Source organism: Skermanella sp. (assembly GCF_059503625.1).
This window is the reverse complement of sequence record NZ_JCACHA010000613.1, coordinates 1-16,718: the sequence shown is the minus strand read 5'-3', so window position 1 is coordinate 16,718 and position 16,718 is coordinate 1. Positions and strand designations below refer to the sequence as shown.

The 16,718-nt window shown below is 66.0% G+C and carries 17 protein-coding genes; 7 read left to right on the top strand and 10 right to left on the bottom strand.

Annotated features, from left to right (window positions below; genetic code table 11):
* Nucleotides 1-334: septal ring lytic transglycosylase RlpA family protein (locus tag AC5JJ6_RS17145; RefSeq protein WP_496043220.1), on the top strand; the 334-nt coding region annotated here is incomplete at its 5' end.
* Nucleotides 335-367: 33 nt separating this feature from the next.
* Here AC5JJ6_RS17145 and kce read toward each other — a convergent pair.
* Nucleotides 368-1,300, bottom strand: a complete 933-nt coding sequence (gene kce, locus AC5JJ6_RS17140; RefSeq protein ID WP_496043219.1) for a 3,5-dioxohexanoate:acetyl-CoA acetone transferase — start codon at nucleotides 1,298-1,300, stop codon at nucleotides 368-370.
* Nucleotides 1,301-1,334: 34 nt separating this feature from the next.
* Nucleotides 1,335-2,111: an SDR family oxidoreductase gene (locus AC5JJ6_RS17135; RefSeq protein ID WP_496043218.1), complete on the bottom strand. Its 777-nt coding sequence runs from the start codon at nucleotides 2,109-2,111 to the stop codon at nucleotides 1,335-1,337.
* 132 nt (nucleotides 2,112-2,243) lie between these two features.
* On the opposite strand from AC5JJ6_RS17135, the gene AC5JJ6_RS17130 reads away from it, so the two are divergent.
* Entirely contained in the window at nucleotides 2,244-2,915 is a 672-nt protein-coding gene (locus AC5JJ6_RS17130) for a GntR family transcriptional regulator (RefSeq protein WP_496043217.1), read from the top strand.
* A 248-nt stretch (nucleotides 2,916-3,163) separates the two neighbouring features.
* Here the strand turns inward: AC5JJ6_RS17130 and AC5JJ6_RS17125 are convergent, their stop codons facing one another.
* Together AC5JJ6_RS17125 and AC5JJ6_RS17120 are read right to left on the bottom strand one after the other, a co-directional pair.
* The gene (locus AC5JJ6_RS17125; protein ID WP_496043216.1) at nucleotides 3,164-6,640 is read right to left on the bottom strand and encodes an FAD-dependent oxidoreductase; all 3,477 of its coding nucleotides are present in this window, start codon (nucleotides 6,638-6,640) and stop codon (nucleotides 3,164-3,166) included.
* Between the two features lie 164 nt (nucleotides 6,641-6,804).
* On the bottom strand, nucleotides 6,805-7,320 hold the full coding sequence (locus tag AC5JJ6_RS17120) for a hypothetical protein (RefSeq protein WP_496043215.1): 516 nt from the start codon (nucleotides 7,318-7,320) through the stop codon (nucleotides 6,805-6,807).
* Between the two features lie 230 nt (nucleotides 7,321-7,550).
* Between AC5JJ6_RS17120 and ispH the strand changes: the two genes are divergently transcribed.
* Complete coding sequence (gene ispH, locus AC5JJ6_RS17115; RefSeq protein WP_496043214.1) at nucleotides 7,551-8,513, top strand: 4-hydroxy-3-methylbut-2-enyl diphosphate reductase; 963 nt, start codon at nucleotides 7,551-7,553, stop codon at nucleotides 8,511-8,513.
* A 24-nt stretch (nucleotides 8,514-8,537) separates the two neighbouring features.
* On the opposite strand, the gene AC5JJ6_RS17110 is transcribed toward ispH, so the two are convergent.
* Together AC5JJ6_RS17110 and AC5JJ6_RS17105 are read right to left on the bottom strand one after the other, a co-directional pair.
* On the bottom strand, nucleotides 8,538-8,987 hold the full coding sequence (locus AC5JJ6_RS17110; RefSeq protein ID WP_496043213.1) for an RNA polymerase sigma factor region1.1 domain-containing protein: 450 nt from the start codon (nucleotides 8,985-8,987) through the stop codon (nucleotides 8,538-8,540).
* Nucleotides 8,988-9,063: 76 nt separating this feature from the next.
* Entirely contained in the window at nucleotides 9,064-9,540 is a 477-nt protein-coding gene (locus AC5JJ6_RS17105) for a GNAT family N-acetyltransferase (protein ID WP_496043212.1), read from the bottom strand.
* Nucleotides 9,541-9,713: 173 nt separating this feature from the next.
* Here AC5JJ6_RS17105 and AC5JJ6_RS17100 point away from each other — a divergent pair, with 173 nt between their 5' ends.
* Nucleotides 9,714-10,682 (top strand): homoserine kinase, encoded by a 969-nt coding sequence (locus tag AC5JJ6_RS17100; RefSeq protein WP_496043211.1) that lies wholly within the window; start codon nucleotides 9,714-9,716, stop codon nucleotides 10,680-10,682.
* A 4-nt stretch (nucleotides 10,683-10,686) separates the two neighbouring features.
* Nucleotides 10,687-11,181, top strand: a complete 495-nt coding sequence (rnhA, locus tag AC5JJ6_RS17095; RefSeq protein ID WP_496043210.1) for a ribonuclease HI — start codon at nucleotides 10,687-10,689, stop codon at nucleotides 11,179-11,181.
* Between the two features lie 36 nt (nucleotides 11,182-11,217).
* On the opposite strand, the gene AC5JJ6_RS17090 is transcribed toward rnhA, so the two are convergent.
* The 4 genes from AC5JJ6_RS17090 to AC5JJ6_RS17075 form a co-directional block, all read right to left on the bottom strand.
* Nucleotides 11,218-12,246, bottom strand: coding sequence for a porin (locus tag AC5JJ6_RS17090; RefSeq protein WP_496043209.1), 1,029 nt, complete (start codon nucleotides 12,244-12,246; stop codon nucleotides 11,218-11,220).
* A 178-nt stretch (nucleotides 12,247-12,424) separates the two neighbouring features.
* Complete coding sequence (locus AC5JJ6_RS17085) at nucleotides 12,425-13,714, bottom strand: TRAP transporter large permease (protein ID WP_496043208.1); 1,290 nt, start codon at nucleotides 13,712-13,714, stop codon at nucleotides 12,425-12,427.
* Nucleotides 13,711-14,193: a TRAP transporter small permease gene (locus tag AC5JJ6_RS17080; protein ID WP_496043207.1), complete on the bottom strand. Its 483-nt coding sequence runs from the start codon at nucleotides 14,191-14,193 to the stop codon at nucleotides 13,711-13,713. The genes AC5JJ6_RS17085 and AC5JJ6_RS17080 overlap by 4 nt, the downstream gene beginning before the upstream one ends.
* A 31-nt stretch (nucleotides 14,194-14,224) precedes the next feature.
* Nucleotides 14,225-15,283, bottom strand: a complete 1,059-nt coding sequence (locus AC5JJ6_RS17075; RefSeq protein WP_496043206.1) for a DctP family TRAP transporter solute-binding subunit — start codon at nucleotides 15,281-15,283, stop codon at nucleotides 14,225-14,227.
* 139 nt (nucleotides 15,284-15,422) lie between these two features.
* Between AC5JJ6_RS17075 and AC5JJ6_RS17070 the strand changes: the two genes are divergently transcribed.
* Nucleotides 15,423-16,313, top strand: coding sequence for a peptidoglycan-binding domain-containing protein (locus AC5JJ6_RS17070; protein ID WP_496043205.1), 891 nt, complete (start codon nucleotides 15,423-15,425; stop codon nucleotides 16,311-16,313).
* Nucleotides 16,314-16,433: 120 nt separating this feature from the next.
* The coding region (locus AC5JJ6_RS17065; protein WP_496043204.1) for an aspartate-alanine antiporter-like transporter at nucleotides 16,434-16,718 on the top strand (285 nt) is incomplete at its 3' end.

The following is a 16,718-nucleotide window of genomic DNA, read 5'->3' as shown; positions in this document are numbered from 1 at the left end:
TAATACCCCCAACGCCGAGATCTTCGACCAGAACAAGATGACCGCCGCCTCCAAGGAGCTGCCGCTCGGCTCGAAGGCGACGGTGACCAATGAGGAAACCGGCAAGTCGGTCGACGTCAAGATCAACGACCGGGGACCCTATGTCGACGGCCGGGTGCTCGATCTGTCGAAGGGCGCCGCCAAGAAGCTGGACATGATCGACGACGGCACGGCGCCCGTGACGATCGAGGTCGATCCCGACAAGCAGCCGACCGATAAGGTCCGCGAAAAGGTCGAGGATCTGGCCGACAAGAACGTCCCCGGCATGAAGAAAGAGACCGCCAAGGCGGAGTGATCGCTCACCTCGCCTTGACGGCTGTGGGCGGGATCAGAAGTTGACCTGATCGCCGCCCTTGAGCGCCAGGATCTCGCGGGCCTCGGCGGCCGTCGCGATCTCCAGGCCGAGGCCTTCCAGGATCGAGCGGGCGCGGCGGACCTGGGCGGCGTTGCTTTCCGCCAGCTTGCCGGGACCATCCCACAGGCTGTCCTCGAGGCCGACGCGGACGTTGGCGCCCATGGCGGCGGCCATCGCGGCGATCGGCATCTGGTTACGGCCGGCGCCCAGCACCGACCAGCGATAGTCGTCGCCGAACAGCCGGTCCGCCGTCCGCTTCATGTGCAGCACGTCTTCCGGATGCGGTCCTATGCCGCCGAGCAGGCCGAACACGGTCTGGACGAACAGCGGACCCTTGACCAGTCCGCGGTCCCGGAAGTGGGCGAGGTTGTAGAGGTGCGAGGTGTCGTAGCACTCGAACTCGAACCGGGTGCCGTTCTCGGAGCAGGTCTTCAGGACGTATTCGATGTCCGCGAAGGTGTTCTTGAACACGAGGTCGCGGCTGTTCTCCAGGTGCTGGCGCTCCCACTCGAACTTGAAGTCCTTGAAGCGGTTCAGCATCGGGTAAAGGCCGAAGTTCATCGAACCCATGTTGAGCGAGGCCACTTCCGGCTTCAGCTCGGCCGCCGGGCGAAGCCGCTCTTCCACCGTCATGTAGGGGGCGCCGCCGGTCGTCAGGTTGATGACGCAGTCGGTGCGCTGCTTGATCACCTTCAGGAACGGCTGGAAGGCTTCCGGCGTCTGATCCGGCTTGCCGGTCTCGGGATTGCGCGCATGCAGGTGGACGATGGCCGCTCCGGCTTCGGCGGCGCCGATGGCGGCGTCGGCAATCTGCTCCGGCGTCACCGGCAGGTGCGGCGACATGCTGGGCGTATGGATGGCGCCGGTCACGGCGCAGGTGATGATGACCTTGTTGGACTTCGCCATGGTGTTTCCTCCGGTTTCCCTGAACTCTAGATAATCAAAGCGTCTCGACGTTGGCGCAGACGCTGAGCGACTGGCCGGAGACATTGCGGCCGGCCGGCGATGCCAGGAACAGCACCATGGCCGCGACGTCGTCGGCGCTGACCATCCGGCGCAGCGAGGTCTTGGCCAGGTATTCCTTCTCCATCTCGGCATAGCTGACGCCGACCTGATCCGCGCGGGCACCAATGACCTTCTCGATCCGGGGACCGGCGACGATGCCGGGCAGGACGGCGTTGACCGAGATGCCGGACGGCCCCAGCTCGCGCGCCAGACTCTCCGTCAGCCCGATCACACCCCACTTGGCGGCGGCATAGGGGGTGCGGAAGGCATAGCCGAGCCGGCCCGCCACCGACGACATGTTGACGATGGCGCCGGCGCCTTCCTTCTTCAGCATCGGAACCGCGCGGCGGGCGCACAGGAACATGCCGGTCAGGTCGATATCGATGCAGCGGCGCCAGTCGGCCGGCGAGATATCCTCGATTGCCGCCGTCGGGCCGGCGATGCCGGCGTTGTTGACCAGCACGTCTAGCCCGCCCAGCCCCGCCTGAACGTCGTCGAACAGGCGGTCCACCGCCGCGTCGTCCGATACGTCGGCGACCGTGGTGCCGATGCCTGGAATGGCCTCGCGGCAGGCGGCCAATGCGCCTTCGTCCACGTCGCAGACATGAACCCTGGCGCCGGCGCCGGCCAGCGTCCGCGCGATCGCGAAACCGATGCCGGAAGCGCCCGCCGTCACCAGCACCCGCTGCCCTGTGGCGTTGAAGTCAGCCATGTCGTTCCTCCCCCTTATGCTCTCAAAACTGTACCGTTCTGTCTTTTGATCATAAATCAAATATCACGCTGGAATGCAAGGCTCTTGAAGGCCTATACTGCGTTAAAGCACCGGCAAGAGGACGGCACCGCCATGGCACTCACCAACAGAAGCCTGCCCCTGCGCCCCGTCCCGAGGGAGACGGTGCAGGACCACGTCTACCGCCAATTGAAAGAGCTGATCCTGAACGGCGGCATCGAGCCGGGCCGCACGGTGACGATCCAGAGCCTGTCGGACGCCTTCGGCGTCAGCGCCATGCCGGTGCGCGAAGCCCTGCACCGGCTGGTCGCGGAAAAGGCGCTGACGGTGGTAGCCGGCCGCTCGGTCGGCATCCCGCCGCTCAGCATCGACCGGCTGGAAGACCTGACCCGCGCCCGGATCGAGATCGAGGGGGTCGCGACTGAGTGGGCGGCGCGGGTGATCCCAGCCGCCGATCTGGCGAAGCTGGACGACCTGATCGCGACGATGGAAGCAGCTCAGGCTGCGGGGGATGGGAAACTCTACGTCCCGGCCAACCGGGACTTCCACTTCACGGTCTACCGGGCGGCGGGGTCGGAGACGCTGCTGTCGATCATCGAATCGCTGTGGCTGCGCATCGGTCCGTATTTCGATCTGCTGAACGCTGCCGGGGGATTGCGCGCGTCGAACGCCGAGCATCGCCGGATTCGCGACGCGCTGGGGCGGGGCGATGGTCTGGAAGCGCGGACGGCGCTGAAGGCCGATATCGAGGGGGCGGCGAAGACGCTGAGGGCGTTGCTGCCGTGAGCGGGTTTGATACGACTGACTTATCTCACAGGCGGTAATTTGTGGCGTTTTTGCGTGTCATGCTGGCTTTTTCTTCTACCTTTCCATCATGCCCGGACTTGATCCGGGCACCTCCTTTCAGGAGCTGAGCGGATGACGTCAGGACTTCAGATTGAAGTCCTCCCGTAAGCCTTCGCTGGGAGGTACCCGGATCAAGTCCGGGTATGACGAAAATGGGCGAGAAACATCCTAAGTCAGCGCATATAAAATCAAGTCCGCGAATGCCGCCGCAACTGAAGCGCCTTCAGGCAGCGGTCTATCCATAGGGCGGTCAGCTTTTCCTGGACGCTGTTCTGCCGGAGCCGCTCGTTCAATCCGGTGAAATCCACCCGGTCGAGTTCCTGATCCTGATTGGAGCAGGAGAACACGACGGACTTCTCCCCCGTCTCCGGATCATGGTGCTCCTGGAGGCACTGGGCGCAGATCTCCTTCATCATGCACTGCATCGGGCTGTTGATCGACCCGATCGCGGCATGTCCCGGCTTCAGGTACGGCGACAGCACCCCATGCCGCGCCGACGCCACCGCCTGCATCATGCGGTCGGAGCCGATCGCGACGATGCGGTCGACGTCGCCGAGCGGGATTTCGACGGGTCCCAATTCCCCCGTCGCATAGGCCCGCATCGCTTCCACGATGTTGCCGGTGAACGTCCGGTCCTGGGGGCGTCCGGGCGTGAAGCCCGGCGCTTCGTCCGAGCACCAGACCACGACATCGGCGGCGGCTTCGATCCGCGACACCTTGTAGCGGTCGATCAGCTTCTTGTAGCCGGCGAAATAGACGACGCGGTTGCCGCGTTCCCGGCAGGCCTGCCCGATCGAGAACAGCACGGCATTGCCGAGTCCGCCGCCGGCAAGACAGACGGTTTCGCCTTCGGGGATCTCCGTCGGCGAGCCGGTCGGCCCCATCAGGATCACCGGATCGCCCGCCTTGAGCAGCGCGCAAAGGTCGGACGATCCGCCCATCTCCATCACGATCAGCGACAGAAGCCCCTGCGCCTTGTCGACCGAAGCGCCGGTCAGCGCCAAGCCTTCCATGGCAAGGGTCGTGCCGTCCACCTGATGGGCCAGCGTCTCGAAGTTCTGGAGCCGGTAGAACTGGCCAGGCTGGAACCGCGCCGCCGCGCGCGGCGCCTTCACGACAACCTCCACGATATCGGACGTCAGACGGACGACGTCGTGGACGATCGGCCGCATGTCGTGGTTGACCATGTCGATCACGGCGTCCGCCGGGACGACGGTCGGCCGCAGCCGCGCCAGGGAGCGCGACACCACCGGATAGCCCCGCTTCGCCCCGGCCATGGCCTTGACCACGTTGCCGGCGAAGGACGGGTGCAGGTCGCCGAAGAACGACACCATGCGCCCGTCCGGATGCCGGCTCATCAGCACATGGGCCGAGGCCGGCTTGCACGACCGCTCCGGTGTCGCAGGGTTGCCGTCCTCGTCGAGTGCCCGGAAATAGCGGCCGTCGAGTTCGGCCCAGTCCGGCTCCTCGCGCGCCAGCACGGTGTTCGGCTGGGTGCCGGCGGCGATCAGCACGCTGCGGGCGGGCAGCACGGCTTCGGTGCCCGCCACATCGACGCGAAGGCCGGAGGCGTGGCCGAAGCGGTCCACCTCCACCGCAATCGGCGTCGCAGTCTCCAGGAAGCGGATGCCCTCCGCCATGCCGTGGGCGACTTCCTCGTGGTTCAGGGTGTAGCTGGGCGAGTCGGCCAGCCGGCGGCGATAGGCGAGCGTCGCACCGCCCCAGCTATCCAGAAGCCGCTGAAGACGCGGCGCCCGAGCCTCCGCCCGCGCGAGGTCCCGCTCATGACGGAGCGCTCGGGCGTGGTCGATGAACTCGTCCGCCGTCAGTCGCTCCTCCTCGGTCAGGCCGCTCCGGATTGACGCCTCGCCGCGCTCCGATGCGAGCGTCTCGTAGCGGCGCAGGAACTTCTCGACCTGGACCGGGTAATAGGCCAGCGCCTCGGTCGCCGTGTCGATCGCGGTCAATCCGCCGCCGACGACAACTACGGGCAGCCGGATTTCCAGGTTGGCGACCGAGTCTTCCTTGGCGGCGCCGGTCAGTTGCAAGCCCATCAGGAAATCGGACGCCTGCCGGACGCCGCGCGCCAGCCCGTTCGTCATCGGGATCACGGTGGGCCGCCCGGCCCCCATGCACAGGGCGATGTGGTCGAAGCCGGCGTCGAAGGCGTCGTCGACGCTCAGCGTGCCGCCGAACCGGACGCCGCCGACCATGACGAAGCGGCGGCGCCGTTCCAGCAGCAGGCGGATCACCTTCAGGAAGTTCTTGTCCCAGCGGACCGTGATGCCGTACTCGGCGACTCCGCCGAAGCCGGCCATGATGCGGTCGTCCAGATGGTCCCACAGGTCCTTGATCTGGCGGATCGGACGGAAATGCACCCTGCGGCCCATCGGCAGCACGCCGGACAGGTCGGCGGGCAGCGGCTCGATCTTCAGGCCGTCGATGCCGACGACGGTGTGGCCGTCGTTCATCAGGTGGTGCGCCAGCGTGAAGCCCGCCGGTCCCAGCCCCGCCACCAGCACCTTGTAGCCGCTGTCGGGCCGCATCATGGGGCGGCGCAGGTCCAGCGGGTTCCAGCGGGTCAGCAGGCTGTAGACCTCGAACCCCCAGGGAAGCTCCAGCACGTCCTTGAGAGTCCGGGTTTCGACCTGCGGGATATCGACCGGCTCCTGCTTCTGGTAGATGCAGGCCTTCATGCAGTCGTTGCAGATGCGGTGGCCGGTCGCGGCGCACAGGGGATTGTCCACCACGATCAGGGCAAGGGCGCCGACCGGATGGCCCGCCGCCTTGATGCCGTTCGACTCGGAAATCTTTTCTTCCAGCGGGCAGCCCGTCAGCGTCACGCCGAACGGGCTTTTCAGGTATTCGCCGGTCCTGCGGTCGGTCAGCCCCCGCGAGCAACTGTCCTTGCCCTGGTGATGGCATTCGATGCAGTAGGTGGCCTCGTCGAGTGCGCCGATCAGGTCGGCGCCACAGTCGGTCAGGCCGAAGCCCTGGCGCTGGCGCCGGCGGGCCTCCGGCAGCCGCATCACGGTCAGGCCGGCTTCGTTCCCGACGGTTTCCACCGGCACCAGCCGGGCGGGATCGGTCTTCTCCGGGATCTGGAACAGCACGCCGTGGCCGTGCCGCTGCCGGCCCTCCTCCGTCCATAGCGCCCAGGCGGCGTAGCGGGCGGCAAGGTCCAGTTCGGCGGCATGGGCAGGACCATCGTCGAGCCAGTCCAGGACCCGGACCGCGAAGGCCAACTCGTCGAACTGGATGCCGAGATGCGCTTCGAGCGCCGAGGTCAGGGCCTTGCCGTCCAGGCCGGCCGCCTGTTCCGGCCGGAAGGACTTGGCGGCGCGGCGCTGGACGAACAGCCGCTTGGCGGCATAGAGCGGCGCCAAGGCCCGGTGGCGGGCGGCCAGTTGACGCAATTGCGCGCCGATGCCGAACAACTCGCCGATGAAGTCGTCGAGATGGGGCGCCAGAGCGGTCAGCAAACCGCTTTCGCCGCCTGGGCCGGAGACGGCATCCGGCTGCGCCCGCGCGTCCAGCAGGCGGCGAGCGATATCCCCGTCGGTTTCCCCCAGCCAGCCGGTGAAACGGCGGTCAAGCTTTTCCAACCCCGCGGCATCGTAGAGGTCGGTAAAAGCCAGGCCGAAGCCCAGGGTAAGGTCCGTCATGTCATGCCAGCCGGCGGAGGTGACGCGTAGCTTGCAGTTGTATCACGCCGCCGCACCCACGCCATGGGAAAGCCCCGAGGCGTGCTCAGCCGCGACCAGGGGACGCACCCGTATGCTCGGATCCCCCCGGCTGGCCGGAACTTCGAATCAGGATTTCAAAGGGTTCAGAAGCTTTTTTTCGGATCGCGGTTGAAGGCCAGTTGCTCCGGGGTCAATTGGAAACCGACCAGGATGCCGTAACCGGCGGCGGTGGCCCCCTTCGACAGCGGTATCTTCTGCACCAGTTCCTCGGCCGTGGTGCCCTTGCCGACATTGGGAGAGAAAGCGATCGTCGTGTCGAACTGCTGCTTGCCGATGATCCGCCCGGCGGGGTCGGTGATGGCGACAAAATATTGGTACGCCCCCTGGGCATCCCTGGCGGCAGGCCCCCGCTCCGCTCCCAGCAGGAGGTTCAGGTTGACGGTGACGCCCGCGTCGTCGAACTCGCATCCGCCATCGTATTGCAGCACGGCGGCACGCGATACCACGTCGGTCATATCGCGGGCGCCGCCGCCGCGAAACTGCGTCACTTCGCGGGTTTCGTCGGGGATGCTGACCTTGGGACAGGCCAGCGCCGGGGCGGTATCCGCAGCGGCCTGCGCCTCCGGTCCCTTGCCGCCGTTGCCCGAGCAGGCCGCCATCAAGGGCAGTACGCCTATCAGACCGGCGGCAACCAGCAATGCGCCTCGGGCTTTCCTGACAGGCGTTCCTATATTACGGTCGGTTCTGAAAAACATCGCCACTGTGATGACTCGCTTGTAGGTTTGTGCAGTTGTAAGTTTTTGCAGTGCGACTTTAGAGCAAGGCATCGGGGCGGCACAAGCCGGCCTCACCATCCAACCCATAACGGGTATCAGTGCAAGGTTGAACTATGTCCAAACGGCCTCTGACAATCCTGCTGGCCAGCCCCCGTGGCTTCTGTGCCGGGGTGGACCGCGCGATCCAGATCGTCGAAGTCGCCCTGGAGAAGTACGGCGCCCCCGTCTATGTCCGCCACGAGATCGTCCATAACCGCTTCGTGGTCGAAGGGCTGGAAGCCAAGGGCGCCGTCTTCGTCGATGAACTGGACGAGATCCCGGACAACGTGCCGGTGGTCTTCTCCGCCCATGGCGTGCCCAAGGCGGTCCCGGCGGAGGCCGAACGGCGCAAGATGTTCTATCTCGATGCGACATGCCCGCTGGTCAGCAAGGTCCATGTCGAGGCCGAACGCCACTTCGAGCAGGGCCGTCAGGTCGTCCTGATCGGCCATGCCGGCCATCCCGAAGTCGTCGGCACCATGGGGCAGCTGCCGGAAGGCAGCGTCGTCCTGGTCGAGAACGTCGCCGATGTCGAAAGGATCGAGGTGCAGGACCCGGGCAACCTCGCCTATGTGACCCAGACGACCCTGTCGCTGGACGACACCGCCGCTATCGTCACGGCGCTGCGCGCCCGGTTCCCCTCCATCTCGGTGCCGCGCAAGGAAGACATCTGCTACGCGACCACCAACCGCCAGCATGCGGTCAAGGCGATAGCGCCGCGCGCCCAGATGGTGCTCGTCGTGGGGGCGCCCAACTCGTCCAACTCCATGCGGCTGGTCGAGGTCGCACGTAATCACGGCTGCGAACGCGCCATGCTGGTCCAGCGCGCTACCGACATCGATTGGACGGAACTCGAGAACGTCAAGGTCCTGGGCGTCACCGCCGGAGCATCGGCCCCGGACATCCTGATCCAGGAAGTGCTTCAGGGCGCCAAGGACCGATTCGACGTGACGATCGAGGAAGTCACCCTGACGCGCGAGGACGTCGTCTTCAAGCTGCCGCGCGTCCTGACGACGACGACGGCAGCGGCCGAGTAGTCAGCCGGCCGTTCGAGCGGCGTCTCAGCGCACCAGGACGTAGACGAGGACGAGGAGAAGCAGGAGGCCGCCGAAGACGACGGCCATCCGCGTCCTCGATTCTCCCCCTGCGGCCCCATGTCCCGACGCGCCATGCTCCTGAACCTCGGTCATGACCGGCGACCGGGCTTGCCGCTCCCCGCTTGCGGGCGGGGATGCGGACCGGAGCGGCACGACCCGGTCCTTGCCCTCCTCGGGCGGTTCCGGCAACCGGAAGTCGGACACGTCCTCGACAGGAAGAGGGCGCGCGCGCGTCAACTCCTCGTCCACCTCGACCGACACGCCTGCCCGCTCAAGACGGTCCAGCGTTTCCGCCAGTTCGGTCTGGCTCATGTCGTCGACCGGCAACTCTGCGCTGACCTGATCGAGGGTGACGAAACCCCGCTCGCGGCCCAAATCCACAAGGCGGCGGAAAGCGGCTTCTTCGGTTGCCATGGCGCACTCGTCTCCTTCGGCCGGACGGGTTGATCCTCCTGGAACAGGCAGGACCCGAGATATGTCGCAGCGGGGCCTACAAGACCTTCCTGTACTGAATGAACCCTGAGTTTTCGGCCACGCTGTCGTAGAGAATTCTCGCCTGTGCGTTGCTCTCCTGCGTCAGCCAATACACCCGCGAGCAGTTGGCCGACCGCGCCTCCCGTTCGACGTGGCCGATCAGGGACCGCCCGAGTCCCTGCCCCCGCGCTTCGGAATCCACCAGCAGGTCCTGCAGGTAACAGTAGTCGCCGACCGTCCAGCAGGAGCGATGATAGATCCAATGGACGAAGCCCAGCGCCCGGTCGCCCTGCAGGGCGAGAGCGCCCCACACCGGCTCCCGGCCATCGAGCAGCCGCCGCCATGTCATCTGGGTCGTCTCATCCGGAATATCGGCGTTGTAGAAACGCTGATATTCCCGCCACAAGGGCAGCCAGCGCCGGTAATCGTCCGGCTCCAATCGGCGGATGACGGGCTGGCTCCCGGAAACTTTCGTCTGGAGCGGGTCGGTCATCATGCTTCCTCAGGTTATGCATAATCGAAAGACCTTAGCACCGCCAACTTCGCCGCCATACCCGAGTTTCCTGCTGCATGCCACAGGCCGACCGGCACGAATTCCTTGAGCCGGAGGCCTGTAGGCGGGCATGCTTGACCCTGGAACCGAAAAGGGCTAGTTGCCGCACCGCCATGGCCGTCTATACCGAAGTCTCCGACGAAGACCTGAACACCTTCATCGCCCAGTACGCGCTGGGCGGCGTCCTGTCCTGCAAAGGCATCGCGGAGGGGGTGGAGAATTCCAACTACCTGCTGGTGACGGAGACGGGGCCGTATATCCTGACGCTCTACGAGAAGCGGACGCGGCGCGACGACCTGCCGTTCTTTCTGGGCCTGATGGAGCATCTGGCGGAAAAGGGCGTCGGCTGCCCGGTCCCCCTGCACGGCAACGACGGTATCGCCCTGCGGGAGCTATGCGGACGGCCCGCGGTCCTGGTGACCTTCCTCAACGGCATGTGGCCCCGGCGGATCGATCCTTACCACTGCGCCGCCCTCGGCGAAGCCATGGGCACCATGCACAAGGCCGGGGCCGATTTCGCCATGAAGCGGCCCAACGACCTGTCGGTTTCCGGGTGGCGGCCGCTGTTCGACGCCTGCTCCGCCCGCGCGCACGAGGTCCGGCCCGGGCTGGCCGAAGCGCTGGAGCGGGAGCTGGATACGCTGGAGGCACGGTGGCCCGCCGAGGGGACGCTGCCCATGGGCGTGATCCACGCCGACCTGTTCCCCGACAACGTCTTCTTCCGGGGCCGGACCCTGTCGGGGCTGATCGATTTCTACTTCGCCTGCACCGACGTGCTGGTCTACGATCTTGCGATCTGCCTCAACGCGTGGTGCTTCGAGCCGGACGGGTCCTTCAACGCGACCAAGGCGCGGCTGATGCTGTCGAGCTACCGCAAGGTCCGGCCGCTTTCGGACGAGGAGCTTGCGGCCCTGCCGCTGCTGGCGCGCGGCAGCGCCCTGCGCTTCCTGCTGACCCGCCTGTACGACCTGCTCAACCATCCGCCCGGCGCCTTCGTCAAGCCGAAGAACCCGCTGGAATACTGGAACAAGCTGCGCTTCCATCAACAGGTCAGCGGCCTCGGCGCCTACGGGCTGGAGTGAATCCATGAGCGACGCGACAGCGGCGGCGGAACCGGGGACGGGCGGCGAAAAGACCGTCACCGTCGTGGACATCTATACGGACGGCGCCTGTAGCGGGAATCCGGGTCCGGGCGGCTGGGGCGCCATCCTGCGCTATGGGGCGGTCGAGAAGGAGTTGTGCGGCGGGGAGCCGGGCACCACCAACAACCGCATGGAACTGATGGCCGCGATCCAGGCGCTGGAAGCGCTGAAGCGCCCGGTCAAGGTCCGCCTTCACACCGACAGCCAATACGTGAAGGACGGCATCACTAAGTGGATTCACGGCTGGAAGGCGCGCGGCTGGCAGACCGCCGACAAGAAGCCGGTCAAGAACGCCGAGCTGTGGAAGCGGCTGGACGCCGCCAAGAAACCCCACGACATCGAGTTCCACTGGGTTCGCGGCCATGCCGGCCACCCGGAGAACGAGCGCGCCGACGAGTTGGCGCGCAAGGGCCTGAAGGAAGCTCGGCAGCGGGGCTGATCCGGCGCCGGGCTTCCCGCTCCCCATAAGGATTCCTCAGAACTCGATGTTGAGTGTCGCCAGGGCGACGTAGCCATCGCCGACTTCGGGATCGTCGTCGTCGAAGAAGATCACTTCCGGACCGAACTTGAGGCCCTGGGCGATCTCGTACTCGGCGCCGACGGCGTAGATGTGGATGTCGCGGCCAGTTATGTCGACTTTCTGGTACTGGGCGGCGACGCCCCAGTCGTCCGCTTCATATGCGACGCCGACGTTCCACGACTTGGTGCCGGGCTCCTCCGTCTCGATCTCGCTGTCGCCGTTGTCGTTATAGGCGCCGCCCAGTTTGAAGCCCTGCCAGCCGATCTGGGTGCCGACGCCCCAGGCGTCGAAGTCCTGGGCGGTCGAGCCGTCCTTGGCGGTGCCGTGGACATAGGCGCCGGCGATGGTCAGCGAGAAGTCGCCGATCTCGCGCGTGTAGTTGATGCCGGCCTCGACCAGATCGCGGTAGAGGTTCTCGTCGGCATCAGGATCGACCGCCTTGAAGGCGACGACGCTCTGGGCCTCGTCGTCGGACTGCGGGGTGTAGGATACACCGGCCTGAAGACCCCCGAGGACCGGCGACAGATAGGTGACTTTGGTCGCATCCGACGTGTCGGTGGGTGACAGCAGGTCGTCGGTATCGATCCCCGGCCCGGCGAAGTCGAACCAGTCCTCGTCGATCTGGCCGTTGCCGACGACCGGCGCATAGACGAACAACTCATCCCCGGCGCCGTCGTCGTCGCCCAACTTGATCCGGCCCCAGGCCCCGCCGACATAGACCGACGCCTCGTCCGTGACGATACCGCCGCCGCTGGACTCGTTCTCCAATTCGATCTTCGCGCCATAGAGCAGGCCGTTGTCGGCCTTGCCGTCGGCGCGGATGTGGATCTCGGTCTCGTTCTGGAACTCGCGGCTGGTGGCTCCCGGCGTGTCGCTGTCATACGTAGCGGCCCGAAACGTCGTGAAGCCGCCCAAAGTGACGGTAAGCTGCGCCTGCGCCCCGTAAACCGGCACCGCCACGGCGGCGCCGGCAAGCAAAGCCATCCGTAAAGCCTTTGATCCCGACAACATCCAACTGCTCCAAATGCGAAAGTACGTGCTGGATCGCAGTTTTAGAGAGTTGTCAAATGTTGACCAGAAGGGCAAAAGTCTAACGGTCGTTCCAGATCTTGGTGTGCCATATCAGTGACACGATTTTTATTACATTTTGAATTTTATCTATTTAGTAGCCGAGCCTGCGCGGCAGCCATAGGACGAGATCTGGTATCGCCATCACCAGCAGCAAGGCTGCCGTCATGGCGGCGACGAACCACAGCACCCAGCGCACCGTGGATTCCATGGAAACCTTGGCGACCGCCCCGGTCACCATCAGGTTGACGGCCAAAGGCGGGGTGAACTGGCCGATCGCGAGGTTCATGGTCATCATGACGCCGAACCACACCGGGTCCCACTGGAACGCCCGCATCAGCGGCACCAGCAGCGGCAGCATGATCAGGTAGATCGACACCGCATCCAGGAACATGCCGGCGACCAGCAGCATCAGGTTGACCAGCAGCAGCACCGACCACGGCGACACGTTCAGCCCGAGGATGCCGTGGGCGAGCGCGTCGAACGCCCCCAGCGTGCTCCCCGCATAGCCGAAGACGCTCGCCAGCCCGATGATCAGCAGGACCACGGCTGATATCTCTGCCGATTCCGCCAGCACGTCGTAGAGATCGCGGAAGCCCATGGTGCGGTAGATCACCATCCCGACGAGGGCGCCATAGGCCACCGCGACGACAGCCGCCTCGGTCGGGGTGAAGGCGCCGCTCCGCATGCCGCCCAGGATGATGACGGGAGCCAGCAGCCCCCAGATCGCTCCCTTGAACGCCTGCCAGACGGGAGGACGCACGATCTGGTCGTCGAGGCCGAAGCCGTGACGGCGGCTCAGCCACACGGCGGGAATGATCAGCGAAACGCCGGCCAGGATGCCGGGGATGACGCCGCCGGCGAACAGCGCCGGGACGGAGGCTTCCGGCACCAGCACGCTGTAGACGATGAAGCCGACCGACGGCGGGATCAGGATCGCGGTGGCTCCCGCCGCCGCGATGACCGAGGCGGAGAAAGCCGGCGGGTAGCCCGCCCGCGTCATGGCCGGCAGCATCACCGTGGCGACCGCCGCCGCGTCCGCCGGGCCTGAGCCGGAGATTCCGCCCATCACCATGGCGACCAGGATCGCGACGACGCCCAAGCTGCCGCGCCACGTCCCGACCAGCGCGCTCGCCAGATGGACGAGGCGGGCCGCGACCCCCGCCCGCTCGAAGATCACGCCGGCCAGGATGAACACGGGAATCGCCAGCAGCGGGTATTTGGCGATGCCGGTATAGAAGCCGGTCGGCACCGACATGATGCCGAGATCGTAGACCCAGATCGCGGCGGTGCCGGCCAGTCCCAGCGCCACCGCGATCGGAGTGCCGGCCATCATCAGGACAACAAAGATGCCCAGAAGCGTAAGTGCGCCCAAACCGGTCATGACCGCAGGCCCCGCACGATCATGAACGCCGCCCGCAAAGCGATCAGGGCCGCCAGGATGGGCAGCCAGATATTGTAGATCCACTGCGGCCAGCCCATTCCGGGCGAGGTCTCCTCGAACCGGTAGACGTCCCAGGCCAGTTCGCCACCCAGCCAGACCAGCAGCAGGAACATGACCAGCGTAGCGGTCTCCGCGATCACCTCGGCGAACCGCTTCAGCGGGAGCGGCAGCCGGTCGATCAGGATGGTGATCGCGATGTGCCGCCGCCGCGCCACGGCGGTGGCCGAACCGAGCAGGGCCAGCACCACCATCAGCGCCACGGAGATTTCCTCCGTGGCGGCGAAGCTGTAGTTGGTGAAGTAGCGCACCACCACGTTGGCGAGCGTGATCAGGCAGATCACGCCCAGCACCACGGCCGCCAATGCGCGTTCGACCTCCCCCGCTTCACGCGGGGCCGGCTGTCTTGACGATTCGGACACTGCTGTCTGTTCCCTGGAACTGCTTATGCTGTCAGCGTTTGGCGATGGCGGCTTCGGCCTTGTTGACGAGATCCTCGCCGACAGTCTTCTTCCACTTGGCGTAGACGTCCTTGGTCGCCTCCTGGAACGGCTGCTTCTCGGCTTCCGTCAGGGTCACGACATCGACTCCGTTCGCCTTGATCTGGTCGATCAGGCTGCTGTCCTGGGCCGTCAGACCCTTACGTGCCATCGCGATCTCCTCGACGGCGGCCTGTTCCGCCGCTTCGCGGACGGCGGCCCTGTCAGCCTCGCTCCAGCTTTCCCAGACCTTGGAGTTCACCACGAAGATCAGCGGGTCGGCGACGTAGCCCCACAGCGTCAGGTGCGTCTGGCTGACGGTATGCAGCTTGGCGGCGGCGAAGATGCCAAGCGGGTTTTCCTGCCCGTCGACCGCCTTGGTCGCCATGGCCGGCTGCGCGTCGGCCCAGCTCATCTGGGCGGGGTTGCCGCCCAGCGCGGTCATGGTATCGACGAACAGGGGGCTGCCGACGACCCGGATCTTCAGCCCCTTCAGGTCGGCCGGGGTCCTGATCGCGTGCTTGGAGTTGGAGATCTCGCGGAAGCCGTTCTCGCCCCAGGCCAGCGGCACGACATCCTTGGTGCCGAGCAGCTTGAACAGGTCCTTGCCGACTTCGCCCTTGGTCAGCGCGTCGATCGCCTTGTGGTCCGGCATCAGGAAGGGCAGAGCGAACAGGTTCAGCTCCTTCACCTGCGGCGACCAGTTGATGGTCGAGCCGACGGCGAAGTCGATGCTGCCCTGACGCAGGGCCGTGAACTCCTTGGTCTGGTCGCCGCCGACCAATGCTGCACCCGGATACATTTTGACGTTGATTCGCCCGTCCGTCTTTTCCCGGACCAGTTCGGCCCAGCGCTTGCCGCCGAATCCCCAGGGGAAGGCCTCTCCCACGACGGTCGAGAGCTTGTATTCCGCCTTGTAATCGGCGGCCAGGGCCGGAACGGCGGAAGTGACCGCGGCCACCGCCGCAATCAAAAGGGCGAAGGCGCCTGTCCGGGCGAGCCTGCTGGCCGCGCCGGCCTGGGAATGACGCATAGTTTCCTCCAGTGAATGCTTCTGATTGTTGCCCCAACGTATCACGCCGGAACTTCCTGTCCAGCCGTGCGAAAAAGATGCGGCACCGATGGGGTATTCCTTGATATGAAAGGAAGGGGTAGTTGGCAAGGAGATGGGAATGTCCTTCCGGGGGCAACGGTTCGCGGTCTTGAGTCTGGTAATCGGATTGTCGATGGCGGTGCCTCTGGGCGCCATGCCGGCGCATGCCGCCGATGCGACGTCCGCCGACGTGCAATGGGCACAGACGATCCTGAAGTCCAAGGGCCTCTACAGCGGCCGGGCGAACGGAGATCTCAACGAGCTGACGCGCGACGCCCTGCGCGCCTATCAGAAATCGGCCGGCCTCAAGCAGACCGGCCAGCTCGACGCCGCCACCTCGGGGCACATGCTGGCGGCACGCCAGACCACCGCCCAGCCCACCATGGGCAACCTTGCGGGACCGGGCGGCAAGCCGCAGCCCAGCCAGATCAACCGCAACGTCGAGCCGCCCAAGCCTCTGGCATCGCCGACCACCCGAGTCGAGGCTCACGGGTCCGAGTCGGGCGTCCAGGCACTCGGCGTCATCGGACATTCGGCCGGCCCGTCGGCCAGCGAAGGACCGCGCGAGCGCTCGGCAGCCCCGCCCGCCGCGCGGTCGGAAGCGGCTCCCGCACCCCGGCCTTCGGCCTCTCGAGGTCCCGCTCCCGGAGAGCCGGTCCCGCAGGCTGCTCCCCGGACCCGAGTCGATTCCGTCGGTCAGGCCGCACCCGAAGGGATGCGCGAAGCTCCCGACCCGGCGGAAACCGGCCTTACCGCCCCGGCCTGGGTGCGTTCGGCTGTCATCGCCGTGCTGGCCGGAGCTTTCGGCTTCGCCGGCTTCACCTTCTGGCGCAGCGGCCGGCGGCCGTCCCGCTCCCGCACCGCCGCGTCGCGCGCGGATATGACGGAGACCCGGCGCGAGCCGAGCTTCGACGGCGGAAGGAATACGGGCACGGGAGCCCCCGTGCTGCGCGCCACCCGTCCGTCATGAAATCTTAAAAAGGGCTTGCCCGAGACATAATGTTGCAGCCTTTTATTTCACTATAACTTACCTCTCAAAGAAGATTACCTTCCCGGCGCTTCGTTCCAAGCACCGGGAAGTCTTAGTTACATGGATATTCTATCAGGCCTGATCGCCGGCCTGCCCGGCGTGGCGCAGGTCATGCTGATGCTGAGCCTTGTCGCCGTGCTCGGTCTGGCATTGGGGGAGTTGCGGTTCGGCGGTATCGGCCTTGGCATCGCCGGCGTGCTGTTCGCCGGGATCGGGGTCGGCCACATCGCCAAGCTGGCGGGGATCTCGCTGGATGCCGCCATGCTCGACTTCGTCCGGGAGTTCGGACTGATCCTGTTCGTCTACAGCATCGGCATCCAGGTCGGTCCCGGCTTCTTCTCCGCC

Excerpts from the sequence above, each read along its gene's own strand:
- kce (WP_496043219.1), bottom strand. The coding sequence starts at position 1,300 with ATGGCGAAGTCCAACAAGGTCATCATCACCTGCGCCGTGACCGGCGCC.
- AC5JJ6_RS17135 (WP_496043218.1), bottom strand. The coding sequence starts at position 2,111 with ATGGCTGACTTCAACGCCACAGGGCAGCGGGTGCTGGTGACGGCGGGC.
- AC5JJ6_RS17130 (WP_496043217.1), top strand. The coding sequence starts at position 2,244 with ATGGCACTCACCAACAGAAGCCTGCCCCTGCGCCCCGTCCCGAGGGAG.
- AC5JJ6_RS17125 (WP_496043216.1), bottom strand. The coding sequence starts at position 6,640 with ATGACGGACCTTACCCTGGGCTTCGGCCTGGCTTTTACCGACCTCTAC.
- AC5JJ6_RS17120 (WP_496043215.1), bottom strand. The coding sequence starts at position 7,320 with ATGGCGGCCTGCTCGGGCAACGGCGGCAAGGGACCGGAGGCGCAGGCC.
- ispH (WP_496043214.1), top strand. The coding sequence starts at position 7,551 with ATGTCCAAACGGCCTCTGACAATCCTGCTGGCCAGCCCCCGTGGCTTC.
- AC5JJ6_RS17110 (WP_496043213.1), bottom strand. The coding sequence starts at position 8,987 with ATGGCAACCGAAGAAGCCGCTTTCCGCCGCCTTGTGGATTTGGGCCGC.
- AC5JJ6_RS17105 (WP_496043212.1), bottom strand. The coding sequence starts at position 9,540 with ATGACCGACCCGCTCCAGACGAAAGTTTCCGGGAGCCAGCCCGTCATC.
- AC5JJ6_RS17100 (WP_496043211.1), top strand. The coding sequence starts at position 9,714 with ATGGCCGTCTATACCGAAGTCTCCGACGAAGACCTGAACACCTTCATC.
- rnhA (WP_496043210.1), top strand. The coding sequence starts at position 10,687 with ATGAGCGACGCGACAGCGGCGGCGGAACCGGGGACGGGCGGCGAAAAG.
- AC5JJ6_RS17090 (WP_496043209.1), bottom strand. The coding sequence starts at position 12,246 with ATGGCTTTGCTTGCCGGCGCCGCCGTGGCGGTGCCGGTTTACGGGGCG.
- AC5JJ6_RS17085 (WP_496043208.1), bottom strand. The coding sequence starts at position 13,714 with ATGACCGGTTTGGGCGCACTTACGCTTCTGGGCATCTTTGTTGTCCTG.
- AC5JJ6_RS17075 (WP_496043206.1), bottom strand. The coding sequence starts at position 15,283 with ATGCGTCATTCCCAGGCCGGCGCGGCCAGCAGGCTCGCCCGGACAGGC.
- AC5JJ6_RS17070 (WP_496043205.1), top strand. The coding sequence starts at position 15,423 with ATGTCCTTCCGGGGGCAACGGTTCGCGGTCTTGAGTCTGGTAATCGGA.